The following is a 9869-nucleotide window of genomic DNA, read 5'->3' as shown; positions in this document are numbered from 1 at the left end:
AGCCCGTCCCCCGTCCTGCTTGCGCAGCAGGCGGATGGCTGCCGCCGCCGACGCCGGGGTGGTCACCGCGATCGCGTTCGCCGCCGCGCCGAAAGCGGCGGCCACCGCGACCTCGTGGCCCGGGGTGACCGTCAGCAGTTCCGCCGCCGGGCCGAGCAGACCGGTGAGGTGGTCCCGTGCGGCCAGCAGGGCGCCCGAGCCGTCCTTGCGACGCAGGCCGAGTGACAGGGCCTCGTGGCGGGCCTGGGTGGCGGCGCGCCGGCGTTCCGCCGCCGTGGCCGCCTCGCGGGCGGCGGAGAGGGCCGCCTCCGCGTCGGCCAGGGCCGCCTTCGCCGTGTCGTGGCGTTCCGCGAGGTCCGCGTCGCCCGCGTCGAGGCCGTCGACCTCGGCCTGGAGGGCCTCGTACTCCTCCTGGGCCGCGACCGCCCGTTCCCGCGCCTCGTCCCGGGCGGCGGCGAGCCGGTCGATCTCGGCCTGGGCACTGGCCGCCCGTGAGCGGGCCGCGTTGACCTGGCCGTTCAGCCGGGCCAGGCCCTCGCGGCGGTCGGCGATCGCGCGGGCCACGTCCTTCAGGCGCCGCTCCTCGACGACGAGCTCGCGCTCCAGTTCCGCCCGGTGCTCGACCGTGTCCTCCAGCGCGCGTTCGGCGGCCTCAAGGGCCGCTTCCAGCTCGGCCTCCTGTTCACGGATGCGCGCGGCCTCGCGTTCCATGTCCTCGGGATCGCGTCCGCGCCGTTCCTCGTCGGGGGCGGAGCCGGCGCTCTTCACGCGCGCGTCGGCCAGCGAAACGGTGCCGCGTACGCGTTCGGCGAGCTGCGAGAGCTCGTACCAGGTCTGCTGGGCGCGCTGGAGGCGTGGGGTGAGCCGTCGTACCTCGTCCTCCAGCAGCGCCTCGCGCTGGAAGGCCTTCTTCAGCTCGGCCTCCGTCGCGTCCTTGCGCGCCTTGAGCGCGGCCTCGTCCGCGACCTCCGCCCGGAGCGCTCCGCGCAGCCGTACGAGATCGTCGGCGAGAAGCCGGAGCCGGGCGTCGCGCAGGTCGGCCTGGATGACCGCGGCCCGGCGGGCGACCGCCGCCTGCCGCCCCAGCGGCTTGAGCTGGCGCCGAAGTTCGTCGGTGAGGTCCTGGACGCGGGCCAGGTTCGCCTGCATCGCGTCCAGCTTGCGCAGCGCCTTCTCCTTGCGCTTGCGGTGCTTCAGTACGCCCGCCGCCTCCTCGATGAAGGCGCGGCGGCCCATGGGATCGGCGTGCAGAACGGAGTCGAGCTGGCCCTGGCCGACGATGACGTGCATCTCGCGGCCGATGCCGGAGTCGGACAGCAGTTCCTGGATGTCCAGCAGCCGGCAGGTGTCGCCGTTGATCTGATACTCGCTGCCGCCGTTGCGGAACATGATCCGCGTGATGGTGACCTCGGCGTACTCGATGGGCAGCGCGCCGTCGGAGTTGTCGATGGTCAGCGACACCTCGGCGCGGCCCAGCGGCGGGCGCCCGGTGGTGCCGGCGAAGATGACGTCCTCCATCTTGCCGCCGCGCAGCGACTTGGCGCCCTGTTCACCCATGACCCAGCTCAGGGCGTCCACGACGTTGGACTTTCCCGAGCCGTTGGGCCCCACGACACACGTGATGCCCGGTTCGAACCGGAGCGTGGTCGCCGAGGCGAACGACTTGAACCCTCGGAGGGTCAGGGCCTTGAGGTGCACGCCGCTGGACTCTACCTTCCGCCGGTATGTCACATGATGAACCCCTGGATACCCCCCGGCGGTTTCGCCGATGAACGTGCAGGGCACATCAGACGTTGAAGAGAGTGGACACGTACACACGTGGACACGACGGGGAGCGACCACTCTGGACCTTGGGGGAACAGACGGGCAGCGCGGGGAAATAAAGAAGGGACGCCGAAGCGTCCCTTGCATTACTCTGGCCCAACTCTGACAGCTCAGCGGTTGATACGGGCAGCTCGACCGCTGGGTGCCTGGTGCGATGCGCAGTGCTGACGCAATGCGTTATCGATGCAGTGATCAGGTGAGCGCGGGCTCCGCCTGGCGTGCGTCGATGCTCGTGAGAAGCGAATCGTGAGAAGCGGCAGCCGTCAGCTCGTCGTTCTCCGCCTGGATGCGTCCGAGTTCGGATTCCAGGTCCTGTACGCGCTGCTGGAGCCGTCGCATCTCGGCGAGGAGTCGCGGGTCAGAGCCGCCGACGTAACCGAGAAGCGCCTTTGCCATGATGGATGGTCCTCCACACTGAGTGACCGACCGAAGCGGTGTGGGTCGTGAGGGAATCGCACCAGCGATGCTTGGCACTGTGGAGCTGTTGCTGACTTTTTACTGCCGTTCATACATGCCAAACAGCTAAGGTGCGCGGGGCTTTCAGCGTCTCACCAAAAAGTTTGACGGTCAACACGATCACGCCCTGTATTGGCGGGCGGCGCGGGGCCGGCGGCCCCGAGGGGGCGGCGCGGCGACTCCGGCGGGGGCCGAGGGCGTGGCGACAAGCATTTTCAGCGGAGCCTGCCACGACCTGCGCTTCTTGGCAACCACCTGCTTGTTTCCATTGTGGACAGGTGCGCGTGGCATGTCCACGGGCCACCGTCGGGGCCGCCCGCGGAGCCGCCTCAGCGGATGGCGAAGCCGTCGTAGATCCGGCGTGGTGTGTCCCAGATCTCGGTGACGCCGTCCACGCGGCCGGGCGTGTCGTCACCGCGCAGCCAGTCGAGCAGTCCTTCGCAGTCCTGGCGCGCGCCTTCCGCGACCACTTGCACACGTCCGTCGTCCAAATTGAGAGCAAAACCACTCAGGCCGCCGATCTCCAGGGCCCTGGCCCGCGTGAACCAGCGGAAACCCACGCCCTGGACGCGTCCGCGGACCCAGGCGACCAGTCGTACATCCTCGTTCATGGATGCACGCTAACGGGCCAATGTCTCTCTGAACACTTCGTCCACTTGCGCCATGGGGTACCGTCCCCACCCAACCAATCTCATATGAAACTCACTCATTCGAGTGAGTAATCCTGACCGCAAGGACGAGGAAGGCCCACACATGGGACGCCACCGACGCACCGCCGCCGGAAGCGCCACCACAGGTCGCGCCACGGGGGTCACGGAACCATACGATTCGGACACGGACGGTTATGGATCCGGCCATGGGCCGGACGACTCCGCTGTCCCGCACATCCCGCACACCGCCTACACCACGCTGTGGGAGGACGCGTCCTCCACCGTGGGCATCGCCCCGTATCTGAACCCCGAGGCGCACTCCGACGCCTACACGACAAGCGACGCCTACCTCTTCGCCCCGGCCGACACGGGCGCCCGCACGTCGGCGAACGCCGACGGCACCTTCGGTGGCCCCCGCGACGGCGGCACGCGTCGCCGCAAGAAGCGGTCGTCGATGCCGGTCCGCACGGGCCTGCTGGGCGTCTCCGCCGCGGTCGCCCTGGGTACCGTCGCGGTCGCCACGGGTGTACTGCCCGGCGGTGACAAGTACACGATCGGCGGCAGCGACACCGGCAAGGTGCGGGCCGCCGCCTCCCCGACGAACGCCGAGACCCAGCAGGGCGGCACGTCCGGCACCGCCGACGAGGACCGCGGCGGCGGCAACGGCAGCGGCAGGTCGACGAGCCGTGACGCCCACCGCGGCACGGCACCCGTTCGCCCGGCCCCCACGCATCCGTCCCCTTCGGCCGCCCCGGCGACCAAGACCCCGGCGACCAAGACCCCGCCGAGGAAGCCGACGGCCACGCCCAGCGAGGCACCGAAGACGACTCCGACGCCCACGCCCACGCCTGCCCCGACGCGGTCGAAGGAGAAGGCGAGGAAGCAGCCCGAGGCCCCCATCACGGTGTCGGCGCAGGCCGCCGCCGAGGCGGAGGTGCTCCAGCTCGTCAACGAGGAGCGGGCGAAGGTGGGCTGCAGCGCGGTCTCCGCGAACAGCGCGCTGCGCGAGCTGGCGGAGTCGTTCAGCGAGGACATGGCCGCCCGGAACTTCTTCGACCACACCGACCCCTCCGGCCTCTCGCCCTGGGACCGGGCGGACAAGGCCGGCATCACCGGCCTCGGCGGCGAGAACATCGCCCGTGGCCAGGCCGACGCGGCCTCGGTGATGGCGGCCTGGATGAACAGCCCCGGCCACAAGGCGAACATCCTGAACTGCGACTTCAAGACGCTGGGAGTGGGTGTCCACTTCGGCCCGGGCGGCCCCTGGTGGACACAGGACTTCGGTTACTGACCAGTCACGGTCACTATCGCCCGATCCGACCCGAGATTGCGCTAACCACCAGTTAGCGCAATCTTCAGGCAAGCGCTGCGCTCACGTACGCTGGGGGTCATGATGAACGCCACGGAGGAGCAGCACCTCCCCTACGACGTGTTCGCCAAGGCCTGTCCGTCGCGCGGCACGCTGGAGCACGTCACGGGCCGCTGGGGCGCGCTCACACTCGGCGCCCTCCAGGAGGGCTCGCTCCGCTTCAACGAGCTGCGCCGCCGTGTCGACGGCGTGAGCGAGAAGATGCTCTCGCAGACCCTTCAGGCCCTGGAGCGCGACGGTCTGGTCCACCGCGAGGCCCAGCCGACGAACCCGCCGAGGGTCGACTACGAACTGACCCCCCTGGGCCACGAGGTCGCCGAACGCCTGCTGTCGCTCATCCACTTCGTGGAGGACCGTATGGACTCCGTACTGGCGGCACGCGAGAAGTACGACGCGACCCGCGCCGCTCGCCAGTAGCACCCCGGCCCGGCTAGGGCGAAACGCGGGGCGCCCGCTGGCACTTCGGGCAGAAGTAGCTGGACCGGTTCATCCAGGGGCGACGGAGCATCGGCGTGCCACAGCGCTTGCAGGGCAGACCCTCGCGTCCGTAGGCGTCGAGCGAGCGGTCGAAGTACCCCGATTCGCCATTGACGTTGACATACAGACTGTCGAAACTCGTGCCGCCCACGGCAAGCGCCGCGTTCATCACATCCCGTACATGGCCCAGGAGTTCGGCCGTGCGCGGGCGGGTGAAGCCCGAGGTCGGACGTTCGTAGTGGAGGCGGGAGCGCCAAAGGGCCTCGTCCGCGTAGATGTTGCCCACGCCGCTGATCAACGACTGGTCGAGCAGGGCCCGTTTGATGGTCGTGCGCTTCCGGCGCAGCGCCTGGTGGAAGGCCTCGTCGTCGAACAGCGGGTCGAGGGGGTCGCGCGCGATGTGGGCGATGACGTCGGGCAGCCCGTCGGGGGTGTTGTCGTGCAACGACAGGCCACCGAAGGTGCGTTGGTCGACGAAGCGCAGCTCGGTGTCCAGCTCGTCGGCGAAACGGACACGAATCCGCAGATGCTTCTCGTCGGGAGCCTCATGCGGCTGCACCAGCAGCTGACCACTCATCCCGAGATGCGCCAGCACCGACTGCCCGGTGTCCGCCAGCGGCAGCCACAGATACTTCCCGCGCCGACTGGGCGTACCGATGCGATGCCCCTTGAGCCTGTGCGCGAAGTCATCGGCCCCGGCGACATGCCGCCGCACGGCCCGCGGATGCAACACCTCGACATCGGCGACGGTGCGCTCAGCAACCCACCGAGCCAACCCCCGTCGCACGACCTCAACTTCAGGCAACTCGGGCACAGGACATCCCCGTCTTGAGGGGCGCGGGGAACTGCGCGACCAGCCACAACGGACCCGCGGCCAAAGAACAACCGAAAAACACCAGTGCCCGCCCCGTCAGGGACAAGCACTGGTGCACGCAAACACAGCCTCAGGCAGATGCTGGGGAAGACACCTCGGCGTCAACCTCAACAGGCACCGCCGCAGCCTCAGCGGCAGCGACCTTCGCACGTTCATCCGCATCAGCACGGATGGAACGCCAGGCCGACTCCGCGGCCTGCTGCTCCGCCTCCTTCTTGCTGCGGCCGGTGCCGGCGCCGTACGAGACGCCTCCGACGCGGGCGGCAGCAGTGAAGGTCTTCTCGTGGTCCGGACCGGTCTCCGTGACCAGGTACTCGGGGACCCCGAGTCCTTCGGTCGCGGTGAGCTCCTGGAGGCTGGTCTTCCAGTCCAGGCCGGCACCGAGGTTCGAGGACTTCTCGATCAGCGGGTCGAAGAGACGGTGGACGAGTTCGCCCGCCGCGTCGAGACCCTGGTCGAGATAGACAGCGCCGATCACCGCTTCAAGGGTGTCGGCGAGGATGGACGCCTTGTCCCGCCCGCCCGTGCCCTCTTCACCGCGGCCGAGCCGGATGAAGGAGCCGAGTTCGAGCCCACGGCCCACCTCCGCGAGCGCACGAGAATTGACCACCGCGGCCCGCAGCTTGGCCAACTGGCCTTCTGGGAGGTCGGGGTGGGTGCGGTACAGCGTGTCCGTGACCACCAGGCCGAGCACGGAGTCCCCGAGGAACTCCAGCCGCTCGTTGGTGGGCAGACCGCCGTTCTCGTACGCGTACGAACGATGGGTCAGCGCACGCACCAGAAGGGCGGACTCAAGCTGGTAGCCGAGCCGCCCTTCCAGAAGCGTGTGGGACGAGGCCGTGTCCGCCGGGCCACTTCCGCTTGCGCGGAGAACCTGATTCTTGGCGTCAGACATGGAGCCTCTCACCGGCCGCTCAGACCTCGAGGACCTGGCGCTTGTTGTAAGTGCCGCAAGACGGGCACGCGATGTGCTGCAGCTTGGGCTCGTGGCAGCGCTCGCACGCAACCAGGGTGGGGACCGCAGCCTTCCACTGCGACCGGCGGTGGCGCGTGTTGCTGCGCGACATCTTCCGCTTCGGAACAGCCACGGCTACTTCTCCTGCTTCTCGTCGACGCCCGCTTCCGCTTCGGCGTCGCTGATCTCGTCCTTCTCGCCGGGTTCGAGTGAACCTGCGAGTCCCTGCAATGCCGCCCATCGGATGTCGACGGCGTCATGGTGGTGTTCCGGGTCGTCCGCCAGCCGCGCCCCACACTCGGAGCACAGGCCGGGACAGTCGTCCTGGCACACCGGCTGCATCGGCAGTGCGAGCACCACCGCATCACGCAGCACGGGTTCGAGGTCGAACAAGCCGTCCTCGATGAAGAGTTCGTCCTCGTCGTCCTCGGCGTCGTCGGCCGGCTCCGCCTTTACGCGGCCCCGGTCGTCGGCGTCAGGGTACGAGAACATCTCCTGGAAGTCCGCCGTGAGCTCCTGCTCGAGCGGCTCCAGACACCTTACGCACTCCCCCTTGGCCCGTGCACGGGCGGTGCCTGTGACAAGCACACCTTCCATGACCGACTCCAGGCGGAGTTTGAGCTCCACCGGCGCGCCTTCCGGCACTCCGATGACTCCCAGGAGACCAAAGTCCTTGGGAGCGTCGATCTCGCGGGTCAGGCGCTGCAGCGCGCCAGGACGCCGGCCCAGTTCGTGCGTGTCGAACACGAGAGGGTTGCGGTGGTCGAGGCGGGCGTTCAGAGCCATTCCAACTTTCGATCTTCGATGCTCAGCTGCTCGTCGTCCGGGCAGCGGTGATCGCAGAGGTACACGCGACCGAAGAGCCAGGATACTGGACCTTCCGCCCACGGCCCAATCCGGCCCCCTTACGGGCCTTCACTGCCCGCCGCGCCCCTGTTCGTAGGCGCGCAACTGCTCGGCGCTGATCATGGTGGTGTCGAAGAGACTGATCTCGTCGAGGGCGTGCGTCTGCTGCTCCGGCTGGGCGTAGCCCTGCTGGGCCTGGGCGGGGTCGTAGGCGGCCTGCTGGCCGTCGTAGCCCTGGTAGGCATACGGGTCGGCCGACTGCTGGTAGCCGTACGGGTCCTGCTGCGCGTACGCCTGCTGGTAGCCGCCGCCGTACGGGTCGGCGGGCTGCTGGTAGCCGTACTGGTCCTGCTGGCCGTACTGCTGCTGGGCCGGGATCTCCGCCGCCCTGGGCTGTTCGCCGAGGGAGTCCGGGGAGGCGGCGAGGTCGGCCAGGTAGTCGGCGTCGCTGGTGTGCTGCCTGGGGGTGCCGTCGTCGTCCTGGCCGAGGGCGCCGAGGTCGTCGGTGGCGATGCGGCCGTGCAGGGTCTGCCGGCCGCGGCCGACCGCCTCCAGGGTCTTGGCGAGGACGGCCTCGAAGGCGCCGAGCTTCACGTCGACGTATTTGTCGGCGTTGACGCGCAGGGTCTCGGGGTCGTGGCTGCGCTCGGGGGCGTCCTCGTCCTCGTACCCCTGGTCGTCGAGACCGGGGCCGGTGCCGAGGAGCTTCTCGCGGCCCCGGCCGACCGAGCCGAGGGTCTTGGTAAGGACGACCTCGAAGTTGGCGAGCTTGGAGTCGACGTAGTCGTCGGCCTCGGCGCGGACGTCCTCGGCCTCCTTGCGGGCCTCGGCGAGGATGCGGTCTGCCTCGCTCTGGGAGCGGCGGGCGACCTCCGTGTCGGAGATCAGGGAGCCGCGTTCGTCGTGCGCGGTCCGGATGATCCGGTCGGCCTCCTGACGGGCCTGCTCGACGAGCTGTTCCCGGTCGCCGATCAGCTCCTGCGCCTGCGCGAGGGAGCCGGGCAGAGCCGCGCGCACCTCTTCCAGCATCGCGAGCAGGTCGGCGCGGTTGACCACGCACGAGGCCGACATGGGCATCGACCGGGCACTGGAGACCGCGGAGACGATCTCGTCGAGCTTCTTCTGCACGTCCACCGTGTGCTCGCCACTCTCTACAGCTGTGATGAAGACGGACGGGTCGACTGTACGACTCCTGTCGGCCCGCCCGACACCGAGTGACGGTTTGTCAGTCCCTCGCCGGTCCCGCGCCGGTCACTCGTCGGTCCCGCGTCAGTCCTTCTTGAAGCGCTCGTCGAGGGCTTCCAGGACCAGCGGCGGCACGAGGTGGGAGACGTCCCCGCCCCAGGCGGCGACCTCCTTGACCAGCGAGGAGGAGAGGAAACTGTAGGTGGGGTTGGTCGGCACGAAGAGCGTCTCGACGCCGGACAGCCCGTTGTTCATCTGGGCCATCTGGAGTTCGTAGTCGAAGTCGCTGACGGCGCGCAGGCCCTTGACGATGGCCGGGATGTCGCGCTGCTTGCAGAAGTCGACGAGGAGTCCGTGGAAGGACTCGACGCGGACGTTTCCGAACTCGGCGGTGACCTGGCGGATCAGGTCGATCCGTTCGTCGACCTCGAAGAGGCCCTTCTTGGATTTGTTGATCATGACCGCGACATAGACCTCGTCGTACAGACGAGAGGCGCGGGAAATGATGTCGAGGTGTCCGTTGGTGATCGGGTCGAACGACCCGGGACAGACGGCGCGGCGCACTGGTGATCCCTCGCTCTCCGGTCCGGTCATCGTGCGTCTTCGCACGTAGAGGCGGCGCGACCGTACCAAAACGTTCCCTCGCCGTAGCGACGGGACCGGAGCGCTTCGAAGCCGTCCGGCCAAGGGAATTCGCCGCCTCTGGTGCTGCGCTCCACGGTGACGAGGGCTTCGGCCGCGAGCCAGCCCCCGGCCCGGAGTGTGAGCAGGATCTCCCGAAGATCGTCGTCCGGGACGGCGTAGGGCGGGTCGAGGAAGACGATGTCGTACGGCTGGGTGGACGCCGTCTGAACAACCTGTTCCGCCTTGCCGGCCCTCACCTCGGCGCCGGGCAGCCCGAGCGCCTTCACGTTCTCGCGGACGATGCGGGCGGCGCGGGCGTCGGCCTCCACGAGCAGGGTGTGCCCGGCGCCGCGGCTGAGCGCCTCCAGGCCGACGGCGCCCGATCCGGCGTACAGGTCGAGGACGCGTTCGCCGTCCAGGGGGCCGCCGAGGAGGGCCTGCCAGGTGGAGAAGAGGCCTTCGCGGGCGCGGTCGGAGGTGGGGCGCGTGCCGGTTCCCGGCGGGACGGCTAGGCGTCGTCCGCCGGCTGTGCCGGCGATCACGCGGGTCATCTGGGGTCCTTGTCCGTGGCCGTGGGGTGGTTGTGGGTCCAGTCTCGCAGGAGGGGGT

12 protein-coding genes are annotated in these 9869 nt (G+C 69.2%); 2 read left to right on the top strand and 10 right to left on the bottom strand.

Annotated features, from left to right (window positions below; translation table 11 throughout):
• The 3 genes from AOK08_RS27925 to AOK08_RS27915 all read right to left on the bottom strand — a co-directional run.
• Positions 1 to 1698, bottom strand: a 1698-nt coding sequence (locus tag AOK08_RS27925; RefSeq protein ID WP_157876827.1) for a chromosome segregation SMC family protein, incomplete at its 3' end; no start/stop codon positions are given.
• A gap of 318 nt (positions 1699 to 2016) precedes the next feature.
• Positions 2017 to 2220 carry a hypothetical protein gene (locus tag AOK08_RS27920; RefSeq protein WP_055531126.1) on the bottom strand — a complete coding sequence of 68 codons (204 nt, stop codon included), beginning with the start codon at positions 2218 to 2220 and terminating at the stop codon, positions 2017 to 2019.
• 389 nt (positions 2221 to 2609) lie between these two features.
• Complete coding sequence (locus tag AOK08_RS27915; RefSeq protein ID WP_055531124.1) at positions 2610 to 2891, bottom strand: acylphosphatase; 282 nt, start codon at positions 2889 to 2891, stop codon at positions 2610 to 2612.
• 142 nt (positions 2892 to 3033) lie between these two features.
• Between AOK08_RS27915 and AOK08_RS27910 the strand changes: the two genes are divergently transcribed.
• Positions 3034 to 4221, top strand: coding sequence for a CAP domain-containing protein (locus AOK08_RS27910; protein WP_055531122.1), 1188 nt, complete (start codon positions 3034 to 3036; stop codon positions 4219 to 4221).
• Positions 4222 to 4320: 99 nt separating this feature from the next.
• Positions 4321 to 4716 (top strand): winged helix-turn-helix transcriptional regulator, encoded by a 396-nt coding sequence (locus AOK08_RS27905; RefSeq protein ID WP_055531121.1) that lies wholly within the window; start codon positions 4321 to 4323, stop codon positions 4714 to 4716.
• Positions 4717 to 4729: 13 nt separating this feature from the next.
• On the opposite strand, the gene mutM is transcribed toward AOK08_RS27905, so the two are convergent.
• From mutM to rsmD, 7 genes are all read right to left on the bottom strand, one after another.
• Positions 4730 to 5590 carry a bifunctional DNA-formamidopyrimidine glycosylase/DNA-(apurinic or apyrimidinic site) lyase gene (gene mutM / locus AOK08_RS27900; protein WP_055531119.1) on the bottom strand — a complete coding sequence of 287 codons (861 nt, stop codon included), beginning with the start codon at positions 5588 to 5590 and terminating at the stop codon, positions 4730 to 4732.
• 130 nt (positions 5591 to 5720) lie between these two features.
• Entirely contained in the window at positions 5721 to 6545 is an 825-nt protein-coding gene (gene rnc / locus AOK08_RS27895) for a ribonuclease III (protein WP_055531117.1), read from the bottom strand.
• Between the two features lie 19 nt (positions 6546 to 6564).
• A complete protein-coding gene (rpmF, locus tag AOK08_RS27890) occupies positions 6565 to 6738 on the bottom strand; it encodes a 50S ribosomal protein L32 (RefSeq protein ID WP_007493396.1) in 174 nt (57 codons plus the stop codon).
• A 2-nt stretch (positions 6739 to 6740) separates the two neighbouring features.
• Positions 6741 to 7391 (bottom strand): YceD family protein, encoded by a 651-nt coding sequence (locus tag AOK08_RS27885; protein WP_055531115.1) that lies wholly within the window; start codon positions 7389 to 7391, stop codon positions 6741 to 6743.
• A 129-nt stretch (positions 7392 to 7520) separates the two neighbouring features.
• A complete protein-coding gene (locus AOK08_RS27880; protein WP_055531113.1) occupies positions 7521 to 8585 on the bottom strand; it encodes an ATP synthase F0 subunit B in 1065 nt (354 codons plus the stop codon).
• Between the two features lie 135 nt (positions 8586 to 8720).
• The gene (gene coaD, locus AOK08_RS27875; RefSeq protein WP_063794139.1) at positions 8721 to 9200 is read right to left on the bottom strand and encodes a pantetheine-phosphate adenylyltransferase; all 480 of its coding nucleotides are present in this window, start codon (positions 9198 to 9200) and stop codon (positions 8721 to 8723) included.
• 26 nt (positions 9201 to 9226) lie between these two features.
• Positions 9227 to 9811: a 16S rRNA (guanine(966)-N(2))-methyltransferase RsmD gene (gene rsmD / locus AOK08_RS27870; protein ID WP_055531109.1), complete on the bottom strand. Its 585-nt coding sequence runs from the start codon at positions 9809 to 9811 to the stop codon at positions 9227 to 9229.
• Between the last annotated feature and the right edge of the window lie 58 nt (positions 9812 to 9869).

The sequence above is a fragment of the Streptomyces graminilatus genome (genome assembly GCF_001418565.1).
Classification (GTDB): domain Bacteria; phylum Actinomycetota; class Actinomycetes; order Streptomycetales; family Streptomycetaceae; genus Streptomyces; species Streptomyces graminilatus.
The sequence above is the reverse complement of the archived record's forward strand: the minus strand, read 5'-3'. Positions and strand labels throughout refer to the sequence as shown.

Coding starts and splice junctions, on each gene's coding strand:
- AOK08_RS27885 (WP_055531115.1), bottom strand. CDS start 7,391: ATGGCTCTGAACGCCCGCCTCGACCACCGCAACCCTCTCGTGTTCGAC.
- rsmD (WP_055531109.1), bottom strand. CDS start 9,811: ATGACCCGCGTGATCGCCGGCACAGCCGGCGGACGACGCCTAGCCGTC.
- AOK08_RS27905 (WP_055531121.1), top strand. CDS start 4,321: ATGATGAACGCCACGGAGGAGCAGCACCTCCCCTACGACGTGTTCGCC.
- rnc (WP_055531117.1), bottom strand. CDS start 6,545: ATGTCTGACGCCAAGAATCAGGTTCTCCGCGCAAGCGGAAGTGGCCCG.
- AOK08_RS27915 (WP_055531124.1), bottom strand. CDS start 2,891: ATGAACGAGGATGTACGACTGGTCGCCTGGGTCCGCGGACGCGTCCAG.
- AOK08_RS27910 (WP_055531122.1), top strand. CDS start 3,034: ATGGGACGCCACCGACGCACCGCCGCCGGAAGCGCCACCACAGGTCGC.
- AOK08_RS27920 (WP_055531126.1), bottom strand. CDS start 2,220: ATGGCAAAGGCGCTTCTCGGTTACGTCGGCGGCTCTGACCCGCGACTC.